The 21,188-nt window shown below is 67.9% G+C and carries 19 protein-coding genes; 11 read left to right on the forward strand and 8 right to left on the reverse strand.

What is annotated here, in order from left to right:
* The first annotated feature begins 345 nt into the window (after positions 1-345).
* Complete coding sequence (locus VF794_RS22650) at positions 346-1,161, forward strand: hypothetical protein (RefSeq protein WP_331113711.1); 816 nt, start codon at positions 346-348, stop codon at positions 1,159-1,161.
* A 739-nt stretch (positions 1,162-1,900) separates the two neighbouring features.
* Positions 1,901-3,109: a hypothetical protein gene (locus VF794_RS22655; RefSeq protein WP_331113772.1), complete on the forward strand. Its 1,209-nt coding sequence runs from the start codon at positions 1,901-1,903 to the stop codon at positions 3,107-3,109.
* Between the two features lie 239 nt (positions 3,110-3,348).
* Here VF794_RS22655 and VF794_RS22660 read toward each other — a convergent pair whose 3' ends face one another.
* The 3 genes from VF794_RS22660 to VF794_RS22670 form a co-directional block, all read right to left on the reverse strand.
* Positions 3,349-4,107 carry a DUF5953 family protein gene (locus VF794_RS22660; protein WP_331113712.1) on the reverse strand — a complete coding sequence of 253 codons (759 nt, stop codon included), beginning with the start codon at positions 4,105-4,107 and terminating at the stop codon, positions 3,349-3,351.
* The gene (locus VF794_RS22665) at positions 4,108-5,028 is read right to left on the reverse strand and encodes a DUF6310 domain-containing protein (RefSeq protein WP_414640942.1); all 921 of its coding nucleotides are present in this window, start codon (positions 5,026-5,028) and stop codon (positions 4,108-4,110) included.
* Between the two features lie 515 nt (positions 5,029-5,543).
* Complete coding sequence (locus VF794_RS22670; protein WP_331113716.1) at positions 5,544-6,629, reverse strand: aldo/keto reductase; 1,086 nt, start codon at positions 6,627-6,629, stop codon at positions 5,544-5,546.
* 135 nt (positions 6,630-6,764) lie between these two features.
* On the opposite strand from VF794_RS22670, the gene VF794_RS22675 reads away from it, so the two are divergent.
* The 4 genes from VF794_RS22675 to VF794_RS22690 all read left to right on the forward strand — a co-directional run bounded on the left by VF794_RS22675 (position 6,765) and on the right by VF794_RS22690 (position 11,465).
* Entirely contained in the window at positions 6,765-7,487 is a 723-nt protein-coding gene (locus VF794_RS22675) for a L,D-transpeptidase family protein (RefSeq protein ID WP_331113718.1), read from the forward strand.
* 99 nt (positions 7,488-7,586) lie between these two features.
* Positions 7,587-8,429: an aldo/keto reductase gene (locus VF794_RS22680; RefSeq protein ID WP_331113720.1), complete on the forward strand. Its 843-nt coding sequence runs from the start codon at positions 7,587-7,589 to the stop codon at positions 8,427-8,429.
* A 142-nt stretch (positions 8,430-8,571) separates the two neighbouring features.
* A complete protein-coding gene (locus tag VF794_RS22685) occupies positions 8,572-10,059 on the forward strand; it encodes a methyl-accepting chemotaxis protein (RefSeq protein WP_331113722.1) in 1,488 nt (495 codons plus the stop codon).
* A 50-nt stretch (positions 10,060-10,109) separates the two neighbouring features.
* Complete coding sequence (locus VF794_RS22690) at positions 10,110-11,465, forward strand: cytochrome P450 (protein WP_331113724.1); 1,356 nt, start codon at positions 10,110-10,112, stop codon at positions 11,463-11,465.
* 7 nt (positions 11,466-11,472) lie between these two features.
* Here VF794_RS22690 and VF794_RS22695 read toward each other — a convergent pair whose 3' ends face one another.
* From VF794_RS22695 to VF794_RS22715, 5 genes are all read right to left on the reverse strand, one after another.
* Positions 11,473-12,393 (reverse strand): type VI immunity family protein, encoded by a 921-nt coding sequence (locus VF794_RS22695; protein ID WP_331113725.1) that lies wholly within the window; start codon positions 12,391-12,393, stop codon positions 11,473-11,475.
* A complete protein-coding gene (locus VF794_RS22700; protein ID WP_331113727.1) occupies positions 12,390-13,205 on the reverse strand; it encodes a hypothetical protein in 816 nt (271 codons plus the stop codon). The genes VF794_RS22695 and VF794_RS22700 overlap by 4 nt, the downstream gene beginning before the upstream one ends.
* A 26-nt stretch (positions 13,206-13,231) precedes the next feature.
* Positions 13,232-14,563: an amidohydrolase family protein gene (locus VF794_RS22705; protein ID WP_331113729.1), complete on the reverse strand. Its 1,332-nt coding sequence runs from the start codon at positions 14,561-14,563 to the stop codon at positions 13,232-13,234.
* A gap of 24 nt (positions 14,564-14,587) precedes the next feature.
* Positions 14,588-15,088: a hypothetical protein gene (locus tag VF794_RS22710; protein WP_331113731.1), complete on the reverse strand. Its 501-nt coding sequence runs from the start codon at positions 15,086-15,088 to the stop codon at positions 14,588-14,590.
* Positions 15,089-15,272: 184 nt separating this feature from the next.
* Complete coding sequence (locus VF794_RS22715) at positions 15,273-16,505, reverse strand: glycosyltransferase (protein ID WP_331113733.1); 1,233 nt, start codon at positions 16,503-16,505, stop codon at positions 15,273-15,275.
* Positions 16,506-16,812: 307 nt separating this feature from the next.
* On the opposite strand from VF794_RS22715, the gene VF794_RS22720 reads away from it, so the two are divergent.
* From VF794_RS22720 to VF794_RS22740, 5 genes are all read left to right on the forward strand, one after another.
* Positions 16,813-17,142, forward strand: a complete 330-nt coding sequence (locus tag VF794_RS22720; RefSeq protein WP_331113735.1) for a helix-turn-helix transcriptional regulator — start codon at positions 16,813-16,815, stop codon at positions 17,140-17,142.
* A gap of 160 nt (positions 17,143-17,302) precedes the next feature.
* Positions 17,303-18,595 (forward strand): ATP-binding protein, encoded by a 1,293-nt coding sequence (locus VF794_RS22725; RefSeq protein ID WP_331113737.1) that lies wholly within the window; start codon positions 17,303-17,305, stop codon positions 18,593-18,595.
* Positions 18,592-19,101 (forward strand): hypothetical protein, encoded by a 510-nt coding sequence (locus VF794_RS22730; RefSeq protein ID WP_331113739.1) that lies wholly within the window; start codon positions 18,592-18,594, stop codon positions 19,099-19,101. The genes VF794_RS22725 and VF794_RS22730 overlap by 4 nt, the downstream gene beginning before the upstream one ends.
* Positions 19,102-19,155: 54 nt before the next feature.
* Entirely contained in the window at positions 19,156-20,142 is a 987-nt protein-coding gene (locus tag VF794_RS22735) for a 3'(2'),5'-bisphosphate nucleotidase CysQ family protein (RefSeq protein WP_331113741.1), read from the forward strand.
* Between the two features lie 59 nt (positions 20,143-20,201).
* A complete protein-coding gene (locus tag VF794_RS22740) occupies positions 20,202-21,176 on the forward strand; it encodes a MoxR family ATPase (protein WP_331113743.1) in 975 nt (324 codons plus the stop codon).
* The last annotated feature ends 12 nt before the right edge of the window (positions 21,177-21,188 follow it).

The following is a 21,188-nucleotide window of genomic DNA, read 5'->3' on the forward strand; positions in this document are numbered from 1 at the left end:
TGGTACACCACGCCAGCCGTCACCCTGTCCAGCATCACTTCTCCGGTCATCTCTCCCCTGGCCACCCCTCAACCAGGCCAGACGCGTGAACGGTTACCTTCGACATTGCGCTGTTCCTCTCGAGGGGTGGATACTGCGTTCAGGTGATTACGCGCTGTCCTCCCGGATCGTCCGCCAAACGCGTCTTGGACTGCAAGCGACTGCTGCCACGGTGACATTCGGCCGCGCGCTCCTGCAGCCTATCGCAGAAGCACATGCGCGTTTCCCAGGCGTGTTAAGATCCGAACCCAGCCGGTTCCAGGACCGGCCAGGCAAGATACGAGAACAACACCTCAAAACCGAGCCATGCGGCGAAAATTCGACCTATCATTTGAACGTCAAAAGACGGTCTTGATCTTATCGGGAACAGGCACGAATGCCTGGCACCACTACGGTTTTTTGAAGAAATTCTCGCTCGAGGACTTCAACCAGTTTCAGGCCATCCTGGGAATCAGTGGCGGAGCCTGCGTCTTTTTCGCGAGAATCATGGAGGAGCTGGGATATTTCGGAGACGAAGGCATCAAGAAATACGATTCGCTCTGGCGAAAACGGCTGAATCGATATGGCTTGATTGAGAAATTGCTTCGCGCCAGGAGCGGCAATTATCTGTTCCACACAAAAGATCTGCATCTTGCCATGCGCGAGCTTTTTGGTCAGGGAATGGAACTCACCTTCGCTGATTTTCCAGTAAAAAACTTCAAATGCATCACGCACCGAGAGGATGCAGGGGGTGACGGCCTCGGCGATTTATACATTGCGGATAGAACCAATTCAGGTCCGCTTCCCGTGGGCGAAGTGGCTGCAAGCGGCGGCTTTCCACGTAGAGTTGGAAAAATGAATTTGTGTGAGCCCGAACCCGTTGGCGGGATGTCCATCTCGGATTTTGACTTTGCCCCACGCGAGATTAAATCCAGGCTCAAAATATATCTAAGAGAGAGCTTTGCCGATAGCCAGATTGTGTACTTGAGTCTCTTCAAGTCCGGACAAAAAGGGAATGTCCATTGGGTCAGGACTGGAACAGATAGGTTCCCCTTGGTTGGTCAGATGCTTGATGCAGCATTGATGGCAATGGGAATCCCAAACCCTCGCCATGAGAGCGTGTATAGGAGGAGCTTTCCTTGATGCAAGGTGTCGGTGTCGAAGGACTCGTTCCGACACCTCGTCTCCTACGAATCGTCTGACACCCTTCCAGCTGCTCCCGGTGCTGGTACACCAGAGGCGGCGGGTTCGATTCCCGCCGCTTCCAATAGAGGTTGCCCGCCGCCTTGAGTCGAACCCACTCCTAAGGAGGCGCGGCTCGCATGAGGGACCAAATCGGTTCTTGTCGGACGGCTTGTGGGGCACCGTGACGGCTTGGGGCTCAACACCACGCGCGCTGGGCGAGCCCCTGCGCTGGAGCCAATCTCGCCCTCGACGTGGGCAGTCCCAGGAGCTCCACAATGGCGCGTACCCCACCGGGTACCATCAAGTACGCCAGCACCCGCCTGGGGCCTCCACAATGGGCACAGGGAAGACATCTTGCGCGACCGTCCTGCGCAGCTGGTGTCCCTGGTGGGCCTCCGGGCCCGTGCGGTACCGGCCCTGGCGCTCGCCGAGCCCCTACGCCGCCAGCGCCAAATCCTAACAACTCCCAAGAAATGGGAAGGTAGCGGCTGCGTCGCAGCGCAAGGTCCAAATCCACGCAAGGGTCCCCCTCCCCTGCGTTGGGGCTGTAACGCATCGCGAATATCCGTTACGCGCGTCATTGCACGCACCAGGCTGGTTCCTACCTTCGGAAGCCAGCGTGGATGGGTGTCGGCCTTGTTCATTCAGGGGTCACATGACTGTGAGATGGGCGAAGGCGGTAGGGATCTTGGGGCTGATGTTGGGGCTCGCGTCGTGTGGGGATGTGGCCACGCCGGGGGGAACGGACCATGGCCCTCTCAACCCGCCTGGGACGACCAACCCGCCTGGGACGACCAACCCGCCTGGGACGGATGAACCGGTGACAATTAGCGCTCCCGCGAGGGTTGCCGCTGGTGGTTTCTTCACGGTGGCGTTGAGGAATGATGGCACCGTATGGGGCTGGGGCCACAACAGTTACGGTCAGCTCGGCGACGGCACCGACAAAAACGATCGCACCTCTCCGGTGCAGGTGAAGGGTCTCTCCGGCCGCGTCACCGCCATCTCCATTGGTTCGTACCACACGGTGGCGTTGATGAATGACGGCACCGTATGGACCTGGGGCGAGAACTTGCAGGGTCAGCTCGGCGACGGTACCACCACCCAGCGCATCACTCCGGGGCGGGTGCCGGGCCCCTCCGGCATTACCGCCATCTCCGCGGGTTGGCACCACACGATGGCGGTGGCGAATGACGGCACCGTATGGGCCTGGGGCAACAACAGTTACGGTCAGCTCGGTAACGGAAACACCTCCAGGCACCCCACTGCAAGGCGGATACAGGGCCTCTCCAGCGTCACCGCCATCGCCACGGGTTCGGACCACACGGTGGCGTTGAAGAATGACGGCAGTGTGTGGGCTTGGGGCAACAACAGTAACGGTCAGATCGGCGACGGCACCACCACCCAGCGCACCGCTCCGGTGCAGGTGCAGGGCCTCTCCGGCGTCGCTGCCATCGCGGTTGAGGGTAAGCACACGGTGGCGTTGAAGAATGACGGCAGCGTGTGGGCCTGGGGCGACAATCAGTACGGTCAGCTCGGCGACGGCACCAACACCCAGCGCACCGCTCCGGTGCGGGTGCAGGGCCTCTCCGGCGTCACCGCCATCTCCTCTGGTGCTCGCCACACAGTGGCGTTGAAGAGTGACGGCAGCGTGTGGGCCTGGGGCTACAACATGTACGGTCAGGTCGGCGACGGCTCTCGAAATTACCGCGCGACTCCAGTGCAGGTGCAGGGCCTCTCTGGCGTCACCGGTATCGCTGCCGGTAATGACCACGCGGTGGCGTCAAGGAGTGACGGCACCGTGTGGACCTGGGGCTACAACGGATTTGGCCAACTCGGCGACGGCACCATCCCCGGCCCCAACAGCTATAGCATCAGCCCTATTCAGGTGCTGGACCTGCAACTCTGAGCATTTCCCAGAAGCGCGAGGTGGTGCAGGGCCTGGACCGCCCCGCGCCAGACGGCGAAAGCCCGTGACCCAGCGGGATTACGGGCTTTCACAACAGGGTGCGGTGTATAAGAAGGATAGGTGTTGGCGTTCACGAGGGAGCGCGGGAATTTGGACCGGGGCGGCACCCGACAGCGCCAGTTCCAGGCGCTACCACGGGCAAGGCTCTTGAGCACGGCCACTGCGAACTGTGCCGAGCCTCAAGGGGTGGTGCGCCCGCCGATCTCCGGGAAGCGCTCGTAGGCCAGTTTAAGCGCGTCCAGGTGGGCGAGGTTGTCCAGGTCGAGCGGCGCATCGGTGAGCTGCACAACCCACCCACCCGTCGCGGTACGCCGCGCTCGTGAGAGCAGGTCCGCGTCGCGGGCGGGGTCCGGAAACCCGATGGCTCGTGCGGCAGCGGCAGACCAGTAGTTCAGCCACCCGAGGTAATGGGGAATCTCCGGCGCAGGGTTGTACCGTGGGAGTTTGAGCGAGGGCAATCCGTGGGGCGGCGCATGCGGCTCATCACCCGGGCGGCGAAACTGCTGCGCCACTATCTGACCATGGCCGTTCGGCGAGGCATGCCCCCAAACAGCGCGCGCGCCCTCCCCTAGAGCATCCAGTACATCCGTTGCCGCCGCGATGCCGGCTGCGTCCAGTGGCAGCGTCGCATGGACTTCAAAGCGCGGCGGACTTCCTACGGCAAGGCCGCTTGGGTTTTCCCATCCGGTAAGCGTCACGGGACGGCTTTCGTCATCGTTGCAAAGAAATGGAAACCCGCCGTCTGTCCTGTCTGCTGCAACCCATTCGTCGCGGTGAGTCAATGCAATGAAGCGTCCCTTTTCAGAAAGGGTCCACGCCAGCCGCAAGCCGGGTAGCGCGCGCTCGAATCCATGAACGATGGCAAGCGGGCGCCCATCATCACCCACGAGTGCAGGCGCGTAAACGGTAAGGGTGAGGGATCTTGGCGTGGCTGTCATTCAGCACCAATCCATGACGACGATTGTAAGTTCAGGGTCTAGTTCAAGCAGCGCAGCTTTGTGTGCGGCGCTTCGCACGCCAACGGAAAAATTGTACCCACATGTTTCTGCGAGTCTTTTCTCGCGCTGTATTTCCGGCAGCTTCACTTTGGCAAAGAACTTCTGAGAGTGAAGGGAGTGTATGTCGAAATCATCAGTCTTGACTTCCCACAACGTGCGCGTGGCCAGTTGCAGCGCGTCGAAGTTCTTCCCATTCACGAACACATCCCAGCCGGGGAAGCTGTTGTTCGGCATTTTGTCGGCGCACTTGTTGTGCTCGTTATCTCCGCCTCGGTGCGGCACGGGGATGGGCTCGCACTTGCGGCGGCGCTCTCGCTCCGAGGTTTCGATTGGTCCCAGGGGAGGGAAATCCGGCCCCTTTGGCCCCGGCTTGGGCCTTTGTTTCGGCGAGGGGTCCCGCGGGGCGGGCTTCGTTTCAGGCACGGGCCGCGTTTCGGGCGCGGGCCTTACCTCGGGGCGGCCCCTGCTCAGTTCATACGCATCCAGCGCCTCTTTGATGGCGAATCCCACCACCACGCCCGCGACGATCACCGCTCCCACGACGATCTCCGGTGCCGCCAGCACGCAGACCCCGAGCCCCACGGCAGCTGCACCCGCAGAGGCAACCGAGCATCGTCCTGTGGGGTCGTGAAACTCGATCCGGTCATGGTCGAGGGCATGAAAGCACCGCTCCACCAGCACGGGCCAGGGCTCAGAAGCTTCGCGGACGGCGCAACGCCCCCCGTCCGTCCAGGGCAGTGTCGCCGCTCGCTGGAGATTGGCGAGCCTCGGGGCTCGGACCGCTGGCTCTCTTGGGCTGGGCGCTGACGTAGCGCAAGCTGAGACATAGAGCAGAAGTGCGATGCACGCTCGGAAACACATGGCTACGTTCTCCAATCAATTCAGGACCTAGCGGGTCCTGGCGGGGCCGTTTGGAGTATGTCGGCACGAGCCGACAGCGACGAACGAGCACGGGAGGGGAGCGGCACACGGCAGCCGCAGCTCGGGCCAGGGGCGAGCGCTGACGCAGCCGACACCCCATGCTCGGGCACAGTGCAGGCTCCAGGGCGCGAGGTTGCTGCGCCCCGCCTCCCTGGGGGGTTGCCAGGGGCTGGGCAGACAACTCGGGCTGGTGGGAGCCTCGGGTTCGGCGGTAGTAGGTCTGGGTATCGGCGCCAGAAGATTGATTCGGGGCTGAAAGGCTCGCCGCTCTCGCCCGGCGAGGGGGCCAAGGGGACCAAAAAAGGACCAAACCGAACGGACGCGCCTGGACTCGCCCGGACAGATGAGCGCCCCATTTTCAGAGGGGAAATGGGGGAGAGGCCTCTGATCCCGAGTGGGGGCGGATGCGCCCTTGGCGGGTTCGATTCCCGCCGCCTCGAGTCGAACCCTCTCTTCTAGTACCGCTGCTGGTCTGGCTTGGGGGCCAGGGGCCAGGGCGGGGCGGTGACGCCATTCACCGTGAGCCCGCCGTGCATGAAGGTGGGAGCGCCCTGGAGGAAGCCGGCGGGGAAGTTCAGCGCCGGCTGGGAGACGGCGTCGAGCGCGGCGAGCTGCTCGGCGGTGAGCCTCACCTCCAGCGCGCCCACGTTGTTCTCGAGCTGCTCCAGTGTGCGCGCACCGATGATGGTGGAGCTGACGCCGGGGCGGCCCTGGACCCATGCGAGCGCCACCTGGGCTGGCGTGGTGCCCAGCTCCTTGGCGACGCGCTGGAGCACGTCGACGATGGAGTAGGTGCGCTCGTTGAGGTTGCCCTCCACCCACATGCCCCGGCCCGCCTTCACCTTGCCCGCGTTCTCCCGGGTGTACTTGCCGCTCAGCGCGCCACTCTTGAGCGGAGACCAGGGCGTCACGCCCAGGCCCAGCTCCCGTGCCATGGGAATCAGCTCGCCCTCCACGGTGCGCTCCAGCAGCGAGTATTCAATCTGGAGCGCCACCAGCGGCGTCCACCCGCGGAAGTGTGCCGTCACCTGCGCCTGGGCCACCTTCCAGGCCGGCGTGTCCGAGAAGCCCAGGTAGCGCACCTTGCCAGCCCTCACGAGGTCATCCAGCGCGCGCATCGTCTCCTCGATGGGCGTGTGGCGATCCCAGGCGTGCATCCACAAGAGGTCGATGTAGTCCGTCTGGAGGCGGCGCAGGGACTCGTGGGTGGCGGCGATGAGCGACTTGGCCCCGGCGCCGCCGCCGTTGGGATCCTGGGGGAAGTGGTTGCCGAAGAACTTGGTGGCGATGACGACGCGCTCACGCCGGGACGGGTGGCGGCCGAGGTGGTCCCCGATGATCTTCTCCGAGTGGCCGTGCGTATAGACGTTGGCGGTGTCGAGGAAGTTGCCGCCCAGGGCGAGGTAGCGGTCGATGATGGCCTGGGAGTCCTCGACGCTGGAGCCCCAGCCGAAGTCCTCGCCGAAGGTCATGGCACCGAGGCAGAAGGGGCTGACGCGCAGGCCGGAGCGGCCCAGGGTGACGTAGTGGTTGAGCGGCATATGTGGGGAGACTCCCGGTGAAGGGGGGCCCGAGTGCTAACGCGTGCACGGGGGCCGCGCCACAAGTGCCCACCCCCTGTCAGCGGGTTGTGACTCGGAGGGAACGAAGAGGGCGCGGGTGGCGTCCTCGGAGGCATGACACGACTCTTCTTCCTCTGCGGGCTCCTGGTGGCCCTGAACGCGCCGGCGAAGGACCGGGTGGAGGCCGCGCGGCGGGCGAAGGAGCGCGCCGTGGCCGAGACCTTCCGGACAGCGGGCGTCTCCTGGCCTCCCGAGGAGCTGTACGTGCGCGCCTTCAAGCAGGAGCGGGAGCTGGAGGTATGGGCGGGCGCCCGGGGCCAGCCGCTGCGCCAGGTGAAGACGTTCCGCTTCTGCGCGGCCTCGGGGGACGTGGGCCCCAAGCGACGCGAGGGCGACGAGCAGGTGCCCGAGGGTTTCTACACGCTGGACCAGTTCAACCCGCGCAGCCAGTTCCACCTGTCGATGCGGGTGAGCTACCCGAACGACGCGGACCGCCGCCGGGGCGAGCCTCCCCTGGGCGGCGCCATCTATGTCCACGGCGACTGCGCGAGCATCGGCTGCATCGCCATCGAGGACGACCCCATCGAGGAGCTGTACCTGATGGTGCTGGAGGCGCGCGGGCGGATGAAGCGGGACGTGCCCATCCACATCTTCCCGCGCCGGCTGGACGCGGAAGGGCTCGCGGCGTTGGAGCGCCACCCGAGGGCCACCCCGGAGCTGGTGGCCTTCTGGCGCGGCCTGGAGCCGGGCTGGCGCCTCTTCGAGGAGACGCGACGTCCGCCCCGGGTCTCGGTGGACCCCGGGACGGGGGCCTACAGGGTCCGCTCCGGGCGCTAGCCCTCCCGGCGCGCGGGGCGGGGCATGGCGCCAGGGGTCCGGGGGGTTGGCATTCCAGAGGGCGGCGGTGGGAGCGGCCAGAGCGAGCGAGGGAGTGACATGGAGCAGCGCGTCTTCGGGAGCCTCGGGGCGGTGCCGGTGTTGGGGCAGGGCACCTGGCAGATGGAGGAGGATGACCAGGCGAGCGCGGTGAGGGCCCTCCAGGTGGGGTTGGAGCTGGGGATGACGCACGTGGATACGGCCGAGCTGTACGGCTACGGCGAGGTGGAGGAGCTGGTGGGCGAGGCGCTCGCCGGGCGGCGCGACGAGGTCTTCCTCGTCTCCAAGGTGATGCCCAATAACGCCACCTACGAGGGCACCCTGAAGGCCTGCGAGCAGAGCCTGAAGCGACTGCGGACGGACCGACTCGACTGCTACCTGCTGCACTGGCCGGGGCCGCACCCGCTGGAGGAGACGGTGCGCGCCTTCGAGCGGCTGCGCTCGGACGGGAAGATTCGCGCCTGGGGGGTGAGCAACTTCGACGTGGACGACCTGGAGGAGGTGCTGGCCATCGCCGGGCCGGGCCGGCTCGCCTGCAACCAGGTGCTCTATCATCTGAGGGAGCGCCACATCGAGCACCGGGTGCTGCCGTGGTGCGAGCGGCACGGGGTGGCGGTGGTGGGCTACAGCCCCTACGGGAGCGGGGACTTTCCGGAGCCGGGCAGCCCGGACGGGCGGGTGCTGGCGGAGGTGGCGCGGGCGCACGGGGCCACGCCACGGCAGGTGGCGCTGCGCTTCCTCACCCGGAGGCACTCCGTCTTCGCCATCCCCAAGGCCAGCCTGGAAGCCCACACCCGGGACAACGCGGCGGCGGAGCGCCTGCGGCTCACCCAGGAGGACCTGGCCCGGTTGGAGGAGGCCTTCCCCCCCGGGCCGGTGCGGCGGCAGCTCCCGGTGGTGTAGGGAGAGGGACGCCCAAGGGAGCCCGTCCCCCTGGCTTGAGGGCAGGCAGGCGAATGCCCATCGCGGGAGGTGGACGGCAATCTGATACGGTGGCGCTCACGAGTGCCGGGGCGCAGCGCCCCGGGCCCGTGGTTGCGCGCACATGAACACCACCCACCGCTCCCCCCAGGCCAAGGAGGCCTACCGTGAGTTCCTGCTCAAGCGGGCTCCGGCCCGACTGAGGCAACTGGCGCTCACCGCGCTGCTGTCCAGCCCGGTGCTGCTCGGGTTGGACGTGCTCTACCTGCTGGGACAGGGGCGGGAGTGGAGCGGCCTGAGGGCCCTGGCCCTGGCGCGGCTGCCGTGGGTCCTGGTGCCGGTGGTGATGCTGCTGGTGCGCCGGGCGCTCAATCCGCGGGACATCCCGGTGGCGACGTTCTGGGCCACGCTGCTGTTCGCGGTGGGCAACGACTGGGTCTTCTACCAGGTGGGGATGGAGGGCTCGGGCTACCACGTGGTGATGGTGGTGCTCAACGTGCTGACGGGGCCCTCGATGCTCCCCATCGGCCGCTGGGGGCGCTACGCCTTCTACTCGCTGCTGGGCATGGCCCACCTGACGTTCGACCTGGTGCTGAGCCGGGCGCCGCTGGCGAGCACCCTGGTGCTGGACATCGTCCTGCTGGCGGGCACCTTCGCGGTGGGCACGCTGCTGGAGGCGCTGCACCGCGGGCACAAGCGCCAGTTCTACATGCGCCAGGAGATGACGCAGGCGCTGCGGGCCCTGGAGGGCTCGCGGATGAAGATCGTCGAGATGGCGCGGCTGTTGGGCGGCTCGGCGCGGGTGCTCTCGTCCACCATCTCGGAGATGTCGCAGCAGGCGGCACACGTGCGCACGGCGGCGCTGCGCATCGCCTCGGCCAGCGAGCAGATGGCGAGCGCGGCCGGAGCGCTGTTCCGCCACTCGCGGGCGAGCGCCACGCAGGCCGAGCAGGCGCAGCACTACACGGGCGAGGTGGACTCGCTGGTCAGCGGCATGGAGACCAGCATGTATGAAATCGCCCAGGCGGTGGGGCGCAGCTCGATGAGCGTGCAGCGGTTGGAGAGCAGCTCCGAGCGCATCCACGGCTTCGTGGAGACCATCCAGGAGATGGCGGCGGCGACGAACATGCTGGCGCTCAACGCGGGAATCGAGGCGGCGCGGGCGGGGGAGCACGGGCGGGGCTTCGCGGTGGTGGCCAAGGAAGTGGGCAAGCTGGCCGAGGAGTCGGGGCGCAGCTCGGGGCAGATTGGCGCGGTGGTGGGCGGGGTGACGCGGCAGATGGCCGAGACGCTCCAGGCGGTGGGGCACATCCGCGAGACGACGGAGCGCTTCACCCCGGTGCTGGAGTCGGCGAGGACGACGCTGCGCTCCATCCGGGAGATCGTGCTGCAGAACCAGCAGTTGATGGAGAAGAGCTCGGGCGAGGCGGAGCGCCAGGCGGAGCAGACGACGCACATCTCGCAGGGGTGCGCGCGGCTGCTGGAGCTGGTGGACACGTACTCGCAGATGGGCACGGACGTGGCGGCGACGGCGCTCCAGCTCGGGAAGATGGCCGACGAGCTGAAGCTGCTGCTGCCCGAGGAAGTACAGGACGACGGACCCCGGGCGTAGGACGGGAGTGGAGTTGCCTCGGGTCCGAGCGGCCTGTATCCACTCAGGGCATGCAAGCCCTGTCCAACCTGCTGTCCCGTCTCCCCCGGAAGCAGACGCATCGGGAAGACATCCCCGTGCTCCCCGGTGAGCTGCCCTTCGTGGGGCACTCCCCCTACCTGCTCGGCGACAGCCTCGGGTACCTGCTCAACTCCGCCGCCCAGGTGGGTCCGCTGTTCTGGATGAGGAACATCGGCAACGAGTACTCGCTGGTCTGCATGGGCGAGCCCGGCTTCGAGCTGCTCAAGAACCGGGTGACGAGCAGCGAGTTCATCCGCGAGCAGGCGGCGGACTTCATTGGGGACTCGCTCCTGTCGAGGGATGGGCCGCCGCACCGCAGCCTGCGCTCGGCGATGAGCGGGCCCTTCACGCCCCGGGGTCTGACGGCCAGCGGGGCCGCGGCGCTCTCGGCCGAGGTCATCGAGGACTACGTGGGCCGCTTCCCCGAGGGCCCCTTCTCCCTGCTGGGCCAGATGCAGGGGCTCGCGCTGGACATCATCTTCCGCGTCATGGGCATCGACCGCGCCGAGCTGGAGGCGTGGAACAAGAACTACCGCGAGTTCATCCTGGCGGCGCTCCCCATCCAGGTGGACCTGCCGTTCTCGCCCATGCGGCGGGCGCGGCGGGGCCGGGCGTGGCTGGATGCGCGCTTCGCCCAGTTGATCGCGGCGGCGAGGGGCAAGCCGGGGATGCCGGGGACGCTCTCGGCGCTGCTGGCGGAGCGGGATGACCAGGGGCGGGCGCTGGGCGACGAGGACCTCATCCAGAACCTGCGCCTGCTGGCGTTGGCGGGGCACGAGACGTCGGCGTCGGTGATGTCGTGGATGGGCCTCGAGCTGGCGCAGCGGCCGGAACTCTGGGACACGCTGCGGGACGAGGCAATGGCGGCGCCGGGCCTGCCGCGCTCGCCCGAGGAGCTCAAGCGCCATCCGTTCGCGGAGGCGATCTTCCGCGAGGTGCTGCGGCTCTACCCGCCGGTGGCGTTCACGGCGCGCCAGGCCACGGCGGACCTGGAGCTGCACGGCAAGCGGGTGCCCAAGGGGACGATGGTGACGATTCCCATCGGCACCTACGGCTACGACCCGGGGCTCTACCCCGAGCCGTTGCGGTTCGACCCGTCGCGCTGGCTGGGGAGGCGCTCGCCGCCCTCGGCGGTGGAGACGGCGGTGTTCGGTGGTGGCCCCCACTTCTGCCTGGGCTACCACCTGGCCTGGGTGGAGGCGGTGCAGTTCGCCACGGCGTTCGCCCGCGAGGTGACGCGCCGGGGGCTGCGACCGAGGTTCGCCTCCAAGACGCCGCCCAAGCTGCGCTACGCCCCCTTCGGGCAGCCGCCGAAGAGCGCGCTCATCGAGCTGGTGAAGGCCTGAGAAAGGCTCAGTCGAGGAAGCGGCGCCACCAGCGCCGGGTCTCCTCTTCCGAGTAGCCGCTCCAAGGGGAGGGACTTGGGGCCTCGGGCAGCCAGGGTTCCAGCACGTGCGCCAGCTCGCGGTAGGCGGGCAGGTCGTGGCCTCGAGTCAGGTCTCCGGCCTCCGGCCACTTTCCCAGGGTCACCAGCACCCGCTCGCCTTCCATGTCCCGCACGGTGGTTTCGGGTGAGTGCAGCCGGGTGCGCAGGCCCGAGGCGCCGCCCACCGCTCCGAGCACTGGCGGGCCGAGGAAGTTCAGCCAGTGCACGCCATCCACTCGCGTACCGAGGGTGTCGGTGATGCTGGGAGTGGGCACATCCAAGCCCGGGAAGCGGAAGACGTCCTCGCGGAGGGTCCGCATGACCTGGCGGGACCTGTTGGGCAGGTGGAAGGCGAGGCCCCCATGTCCGGAGGTGAAGGGCAGACCCGCCGCCAGCTCCAGGGCGAGCGCCGTCACTGTTTCCGGGCCATGCGCCTCGAGAAACTCCGTGGGCAGCGAGAAGCTCACCGCACTGACGGCTTCCCGCTGAGTGCGCCACGGCAGGCGAGCCACGTAGCTGAAGGCATGGCCGTTGGTTCCAGTGGTTCCACCCACGAGGCTGACGAAGGTCTCGAAGCCTTTCCTGTTCCGTTGAAGGAAGGTCTCCGCGTCCCACTCCTCGACGAAGCGATGCTGGCCCGGCCGCAGCCAGCTTCGGACGACTTCCCAGCCGGACTCGCTGAGCGGGAACCAGTCCCCTTCGCCTTCGGTATCACACCACTTGCCGAGGGTTTCTGGTCCCACGGCGTGCAGGTACGTATCGAGAGCGCGGCTCACCACCGCCGACAGCTCGTGGTGGTCATGCGGTAGGTAGAAGACGAGGCGTACGACCTGATAGGGAGCGGTCATCGACTGATTCCCAGTTGAGGGGTCACGATGGCGGGTTCTTCCTCTCCACCCAGGGCGCGGTACTTTTCCAACTGGAGTTGGGTCGCATCATCCGACAACGGATCCTCCCTGCGCTTCGCGAGGCAGGGAAACTTGAAGTCGTAGATACGTTGGACTTGATTCGGGTTGCCCGAGGCGTGGAGCACAACGTCGGGAACTCGCGTTCCCAGCAAGAACTCGAAGAGCCTGGCCGCCACCCACTTCGCCACCAACCGAGGATCGAGCCTCACCCACTTTTTCGTCGCCGGGTCGAGCTTGTACGTTGGTTCCAGGGTGAAGTTGTCTGGGAAGAGTGGGCCGAGCTCACGCTGGACGCAGGCCAGGGCCTCCTGGTGCTTCATCGTCCCGAGCTCCATGGCCCGCGTGAGCTTCTTGGTACCCTCGGAACGGACCACCTTGTCGCACTCGGCATCGCTTGGGCTCTTCCCAGGGCCATACTCCTGCTCGTTGACCTTGAAGTGCGCGGACTGGGCGCACTCGACGAGAAGCTGTTCGACGCGGACCACCTCCGCGGTGCTCAGCACCCGCATGACGGCGATGGCGGTGCGGGCCGCTCCCACGGCGCGTGACAGCCAGGGCAGGGTGGCCTCCTCGCCCGGTGTCACGACGACACAGCCCGGGTTACGGAGGCAGCCATCCGTCGCCGAGTTCAGGGTTTGCGCGTAGTGGGGGGGCCGAGGTGGCTCTCCCCTCAGTGCGTCACGTGGCGCCCTCGCGGCGGTACATGCGGCCTGGGCAACAAGCACCGCCAGCGTCAGCACGAAGCGGCTCATCCTTCCGTACCTCGCAAAAGAGTCCTCTACCGCGCCCCCGGCGAGGGCACCGGGGCCCTGTCATTGCGGTACACCACGCCCTCCTTCATCACGAAGAAGACCCGCTGGGTGGCGCGGATGTCCTGGAGCGGATCTCCCGGCACGGCCACCACGTCGGCGAGCTTGCCCACCTCCAGCGTCCCCAGCGACTCCTGCACCCCGAGCAGCTCCGCGTTGACGACGGTGGCGGCGCGCAGGGCGTCCGCGGGCTTCATCCCCGCCTCGACGAGCAGCCCGAACTCCTCGGCGTTGCGCCCGTGGGAGAACACCCCCGCGTCCGTGCCGAACGCCATCCGCACCCCGGCGGAGATGGCCTTGCGGATGGCCTCGCGGTGCTTCGTGTTGGCCACCTGCGCCTTGCGCGCGTTCTCGGGCGGCAACTGCCCCTTGTTCAACCGCTCCATCACCCCCTGCAACGCCAGCGCCGTGGGCACGTAGTACGTCCCCTGCTTCTTCATCAGCGCCAGCGCCTCGTCGTCCAGGAACGAGCCGTGCTCGATGGAGTCCACCCCCGCGCGCACCGCGCGCTTGATGCCCTCGGCGCCGTGGGCGTGGGCGGCCACCTTGCGGCCTCGCGCGTGGGCCTCGTCGACGATGGCGTCCAGCTCGGCCTGGGTGAGCTGCGGCGAGCCCACGTCCTCGTTGCGGCTGAGCACGCCCCCGGTGGCGCACACCTTGATGAGGTCCGCGCCGTACTTGAGGTTCTCACGCACCTTGGCGCGGAAGGCCTCGGGGCTGTCGGCGACGCCCCGCGAGGACTCCTCGGCGAGCAGGCCCTTGCGGAACGAGTTGCCCTCGTCGCAGTGGCCGCCCGTGGTGCCCAGCCCCGCCGTGGCCGTGAGGATGCGCGGGCCTGGCGCGAGCCCACGCCGGATGCCATTGCGCAGGCCCACGTCGATGAAGTCCGAGGCGCCGAGGTTGCGCACGGTGGTGAAGCCCGCCATCAGCGTGGCGCGCGCATGGGGCAGCGCGTCGAGCGTCTGCTCGGGCACCGTGCGCTGCAACTCGTCGATGAGGTCCTGCCGCCAGTCGTCACCGGGCTCGCCCGTCAGGTGCGTGTGCGCATCCATGAAACCGGGCAGCAGCGTGGCGTCACCGAGGTCCACCACCTCGGCGCCCAGGGGCACGACGGCGGAGAGGCCCACGGCGGAAATCTTCCCGTCCACGACGAGCACCTGGGCGGGGGAGACGAGCTTCCCGCTCTTCGCGTCGAAGAGGCGGGAGGCCTTGAGGACGAGGGCCTTGGGGGCCGCCGGAGGGGGGGCGGCGGCGGAGGCCGGGAGCGCGAGGAACGAGGCGAGCACGAGGGCGTTTCTCATGCGCGCCAGTGTAGCGGGGGGCGTTCAGGAGATGGCGTGCGTCTGGGCCCAGTAGGAGATGACGGCCTCGTCGTCCACGATGCGCGAGTGGAAGTGGTCCCACAGGTCGGTGACGGCGACGGCGTGGCCCTTGGACAGCTTGGAGGTGAGGTAGAGGGCGAAGTACTCGGCGCCGCTGCCATCGTCCACGGGGCCCAGCTTGTCGAGCGGGCGCTTCGTCACGGGGCACAGCAGGGTGCAGCGCGTGCCGGGGGCGATGTCGATGAAGCCCGACTTGCGCGGGTCGCCATGGATGGGCGAGAGGTGGACGAGCCCCTCGCGTCCATCGGGCGTGCGCAGCAGCAGCGTGACGGCGGGGTGGCCGTTGAACTTCACGTCCGAGAAGCCGGCGAGGTTGTCACCGCCGGGCCCGAAGGCCTGCGTCACCACCAGCGTCACGTTCTCGGCGACGGGCCGCGGGCCGTCGTGTTGCTCGGGAATGCCCTGGAGCTGCTGGTTCTGCGTGTCGACGTGTTGCTTCGGCATGGGGAGACTCCGCACGGGGGGGAGCGCGAAGATAATGGCGGAGGCCCGGCGCTGGAACCCCGGGAGGTGTCCTTCGCGGCAACCCCGTCCCGGAGGGCACACTCGGAGCGTATCAGGGCCTTTCACAGAGGGCGGGTTTCGGGTGCGCACATCCGGAGTGGCTGGCGTACCCGGGCACGAAACCTCACGCGCCGCGCCGTGCGCGCGAGTCCGCGCGAGGGGTGAGGCCCTTGGTGAGCCACTCCACCGCCTGCTCGGCACCATCCCGGCGGATCCACACCGCCAGCTCGCGGGCGCGCTGACGGGCCTCGGGCTGCACGCTCCAGCGCAGGGACTCGGCGAGGTAGCGGGCCGTGAGGCGCGAGCGCTTGAGGGGCTCGGGGGAGACTCCGAGCGTGTGGACGCGATCGGCCCAGTAGTGCTGGTCGAGGAAGTGCGGAATGACCACCTGGGGAATGGCGGCGAGCGCGGCGGCGTGGGTGGTGCCGGCGCCGCCGTGGTGCACCATGGAGCGCACCCGGGGCAGCAGGGCGCTGTGCGGCACGGAGCCGATCGCCATCACCTCCGGCGGCAGCGTCTCGCCCCCGCCGAGCCCGGCCCAGCCGCGGAACAGCAGGGCGCGTACCCCCGCGGAGCGCACGGCCTTCACCACCTCGCGCGTGGTGTGGACGGGGTCCGTGTCCACCATGCTGCCGAAGCCGATGTAGACGGGGGGCTCGCCTCCCTGGAGGAAGGCCTCCACGTCATCCGGGAGTGGACGGGGGTCGTCCATGAGGAAGGCGCCCACCTGGGGCGTGGTGCCCAGCAGGTCCGGCGGCAGGGGCGCCAGGAGGGGATCCGCCGCGAGCAGGGGCGAGTCCGTCACCACGTCGTGGAAGAGGTCCCTGCTCAAGCCCAGGCCCATGCGGGCACGCCAGTCGTCGAGGGGCTCGCGGGCCGCCATGTTCCACACGGTGTTGTTGAGCCACCAGGTGAGGCGGTTGAACCACTGGGGGGCGTGGTTGATGGGGATGGCGGGGGCGGAGTGGTAGCGCGAGCGCTGGAGCCGGGGGCAGAAGGAGAGGTAGCGGTAGGGGATGCGCAGGGCCTGGGCCACCGAGGGCCCCGTCACCAGCGCGCCCGTGGCCACCAACAGGTCCGAGCCCTCGACGGCCGCCGGAAGGGTGGCCAGCTGCTGGGTGATGGCCTCGCGCGTGAGGTCCACCATCGCGCCCAGCCGTCCCTCGGTGGCGCGCAGCTTCGCCTGGAAGTCCTGGCCGATCGCCTGGTAGGGCAGGCCGTGCGCCGCGACGAACTCCTCGTAGTCCCTCGGCGCGCACAGCACCACCTCGTGCCCCGCGCGCACGAGTGCTCGTCCCAAAACGATGAAGGGCTGCACATCCCCCCGACTTCCGAAGGTGGCCAGCGCGATTCTCATGGTGCGACTCCGCGAGACGACTCCGGGAGCATACAGCGGGCAGCGAATCCTGGGGGGGTCTTCCCCGCCTCCCCTCCATCAGCAGACGAGCGAGCACACCCCGGGGCGGGGCCCCACTCCGAAAGTCGGGTAGGGGGCCGGCGCCCGACGTGGAGACCCTTACCTCGCGAGGGGGGCCGAAAAGGTGTGACCATTTGAATCGGTAGTGGGCATTGACAGGACGTGACAAGTCGGTAAGGTGGACTCCCTGCTTCTGGAGGCCCCTGCCATGCCCAGGCTCTCGGCTCGTGTGGAACGCCCATTGGCGATGACCCTTGGAGGGGCGGCGCTCGCCGCGCGCACGAGGGCGGGCCTCACCCAGGCGGACGTGGCCCGGAGGGTGGGGGTGCAGCTGGAGGTGTATGGCCGCATCGAGCGGGGCGAGGTGTTCCCGAGCGTCCCCACGCTGCGGCGGCTGTGCGTGACGTTGGCGATCGGCTCGGACGAGCTGCTGGGGCTGGAGGGGGCCCTGGAGTCGCGGCGCGAGGTGGGCGGGGCCCGGGCCCTGCGCCAGTTGGCGAGCGCCGCGCGGGGGCTGAGCGTGTCGCAGCTGCGGCTGCTGCACCGGCTCGCCGAGTCGTTCGAGCCCCCGGAGTGACGCGGGGGGCGTCGGGCTCCGCGCGGGCGCCCGACTACCGGAGTGTGCACGGGGGGTACATCATCCGAGGTGGACTCGGTGAACAGGGCGGAGCGGGAAGCGCGGCATGCCTGCTTGCGGACCCACCGAGCGGCGTGAGAACACGGGCGCTGACGTCCGGATGGAGGTGGTGGTGCACCGGTTTCTCGACTTCAAGAGCTTCCAAAAGGCATCCCTCGACCTGTTCAAGCCGTTCACGGTGCTCATCGGTAAGAACGGCTCTGGGAAGAGCAATGCCATTGAGGGGGTCGAGCTACTGGCGCGAATCGCTCATGGGCGGCCACTTTATGAGATCACCGACATCGGGCGGGGGATGAGCGGGTTCCAGGTACGTGGAGGGCTCGCTGCCTGCCCACGCACGGGCAAGGATGCGTTCGGTCTCAGGTTCTCCGCACGCATCGGCCTCGAGGATGTGCAACCTGGCGAGGAGCCTTCCAGACCGTTCGCCTATCAGGTCTATGTCCAGCCACTCCCCGAGCCTCGTATCTTGAGCGAACGGCTCGAGCTCGATGGGGATGCCCTGTTCGATGCGCATCTCACGAAAGAGGCATTGCTCACCGTGAGCTCGGAGGTGTTCAAGTCGATGCGTCCCGTCCCGATGTCCGCCGAGCGCTCGGTGCTTTCACGGTACGAACTCGTCGTGCCCAATACGCCCGTGGGGATATCGGCACGGGGGTTCGGGGAGAACGTCCGGAAATACCTGCGAGCCTCCTTCGTCTTCGATCCACAACCCAAGTTGATGCGGGCGTATGAGCGCCTCGGTAACCGGGTGCTCACCCGTGATGGCGCCAACCTCTCCGCGGTGCTCTACGCGCTTCACAAGGGCTCGGAGGCGGATCAAGCCACGCTGGAGCGCATCCTCCAGCGCATCCGGCAACTGCCCGAAGAGCCATTCGAGGTGTTCGACTTCGTGGTGACGAGTCTGAACGATGTCATCTTCGGCATCCGGGAGACGAAGGACGGACCGCTTGTCGATGCGCGCCTGCTTTCCGACGGCACCCTGCGTTGCCTGGCGGTCCTCACCGCACTCGAGACGGTGGAGGAGGACTCTCGAGTGGTCATCGAGGAGTTCGACAACGGTCTGCACCCGAGCCGGGTGAAGCTCCTGGCTGAAGCCATTTCGGAGGCGTGCACGCGCCGCAAGCTGAACGTGCTGGTGACGACGCACAATCCCGCGACGCTCGATGGGCTCACCCGCGAGCAACTCCAGGGCGTGGTGCTTTGCTTCTGGGACCGGGAGAAAAAGGCCTCCCGGCTCGTTCCCCTCCTGAAGCTGCCGCGCGCGGACGTGCTGCTCGAGCGCGGCCACCTGGGCGATCTCGTCACCCGCCGTGTCCTCGAACAGCACTTGATGCCGGGCTTCGAGGCGGCGCAGAAGGCCAAGGCTCAAGACTGGCTGGACTCCCTTCCATGAGCACCACGGCCCTGGTGGTCGACACGAGCTACCTGGTCGAGTTGTTCAAGGTGCCCAAGCTGTTCGACCCGGCGTTCGCGGAGCGCGTGAAACAGCGGTTTGGCGAGGTGCTCAAGGCCGGTCATCGCCTGTATGTGCCCTTCCCGGTTGTCTTCGAGGTGGCCAACCACATCGCGGGCGTGCCGGACGGCGGTTCGCGCAAGAAGCTCGCGGACGTATTGGCGAACACCGTCCGGAGCTGCGTCGAGTCCGCCAACCCGTGGATCATCACGCCGGCCTCCGAGGACATCCTCTACGACTTGAGCGAGCTGCTGCGGCTCTGCGACGTCTACGCGCGGGAGATGGCCGTCCAGAGCATCGGGCTCAGCGACACGGCCATCATCGAGGAAGCACGTCGGCTGAAGGAAAAATACAACCAGCCCGGAGATCGGGTCCACATCTGGACCCGAGACGAGGCGTTGAAGGCGCACGAGCCCGATACCGAGCCCGAGTCGCTGCTCTCCTGATGGGATGTGGCTAGAGTTGCTCTTCAAGGCAGGCCCTCCAGGGAGCATCCGAGCGTGCACGAGCTACAACCTCTCATCGACGCGGTCCGGATGGCGTGTGAGCTGTGCCGCCGGGTGCGGGCCTCCGACGCGGGCTTCACCCGCAAGAGCGACGCGAGCCCCGTTACCCTGGCGGACTATGGGGCGCAGGCGCTGCTGTGCCGCACCCTGGTGCGCCACTTCCCCGAGGACGGGGTCATCGCCGAGGAGGGCGGAGAGGCCTTCCTGCAGCTGCCTCCAGGAGAGCGCGAGCAGGCCGTGCGACTGGTGGCCAAGCTGCTGGGCGAGCGGGTGAGCGAGGAGGACTTCGTGCGCTGGCTGGACCATGGCCGGGGCGTGCGGGCGGACCGGACATGGGTCATCGATCCGATCGACGGCACGGAGGGCTTCATCCACGGGCGCTCCTATTCGGTGTGCGTGGGGACGCTGGTGGAGGGCACGCCGGTGGACGGCTTCATCGGCGCCCCGGTGTCGCCGCTGGATGAGAGCGGGACGATCTTCTTCACGGACGGGGGCAAGGCCTGGGCCGAGCCGCTCGAGATCCCCGAGGACATGGTGTCGCGCCCGTTGCAGGTGTCCGACCGGGCGGACCCGATGAGCGTGCGCGTGGTGGAGAGCTACGTGATGGGTCGGCGCTCGCGGGAGATCGCCGACCGGGTGTACGCGGAGGCGGGGTTGGATGCGCGGCGCATCAAGCGGTACGACGGGATGCTGAAGTACGCGCTGGTGGCGGCGGGGGCGGCGGACCTGTTCATCCGAGGGCCTCGCGACACGCGGAAGAATCCACACAAGGTGTGGGACCACGTGGCGGGCACGGCGTTGGTGCAAGCGGCGGGCGGGCGGGTGACGGGGCTGGATGGTCGCTCGGTGGAGTTCGGACTGGGAGTGGAACTGCGCACCCTGGGGCTCATCGCGAGCAACGGACGCATCCACATGGACGTCGTCAAGGCGATGGGGCGGGCGGCCGGGGAGGAGTGGGGCTTCCTGCCTCAGTCGGACTGAGCAGCCACCAGGAGCCATGGAGTGACGGCGCGCCCGAGCTGCTAGGCTGGGAGCCCGAAATGGCCTCTTCTCCCGTGAAGCTCCCCTCCACCGAGCGTGCGGACCCGACGCGCGCGCTGGTGTCCCGACTGGTCGACAACCTGGAGCGCGTCATCCGGGGCAAGCGCGAGGCCCTGGAGCTGGTGCTGTGCTCGGTGGCCGCGGGCGGGCACGTGTTGTTGGAGGACGTGCCGGGCACGGGGAAGACGACGCTGGCCAAGGCGCTGGCGCTGAGCATCGGGGGCAGCTTCAAGCGGGTGCAGTTCACGCCGGACCTGTTGCCCACGGACATCGTCGGAGCGTCCATCTTCAACCCGCAGGAGGGCACGTTCCGCTTCCGGGAGGGCCCGCTGTTCGCGAACGTGCTGATCGCGGATGAAATCAACCGGGCCTCGCCGCGGACGCAGTCGGCGCTGCTGGAGGCGCTGAGCGAGGGCCAGGTGACGGTGGATGGGCGCTCGCACGTGCTGGCGCCGCCCTTCCTGTGCATCGCGACGCAGAACCCGGTGGAGTTCCACGGGACATACCCCCTGCCGGAGGCCTCGCTGGACCGGTTCGCGGTGCAGCTGTCGCTGGGGTACCTGCCAGAGGACGAGGAGCGGACGCTGCTGATGACGCGCTCGGGGCCGCCGCCGCTGGAGGGGATGGTGCCGGTGTGCACGGTGGACGAGGTGACGGAGCTCCAGCGCCGGGCGCGGGAGGTGAGGCTGGAGGAGTCGGTGGCGGACTACCTCCTGCGCATCGTGCAGGCGACGCGTGGACACCCCAGCATCCGGCTGGGCGTGTCGACGCGAGGGGCGCTCGTGTACGGGCGGATGGCGAGGGCGAGGGCGCTGATGCAGGGCAGGGACTACGTGCTGCCGGAGGACCTGAAGGCGCTGGCGGTGCCGGTGCTGGCGCACAGGTTGGTGCTGGACACGCGGGCCCGGTACGCGGGAGCGGACAAGCGGGCGCTGACGAAGGACCTGGTGGGCGCCGTGCCGGTGCCCCGGTAGAGGGAGACGCCG

Origin of the sequence: Archangium sp., assembly GCF_036389735.1 — a bacterium.
Classification (GTDB): domain Bacteria; phylum Myxococcota; class Myxococcia; order Myxococcales; family Myxococcaceae; genus Archangium.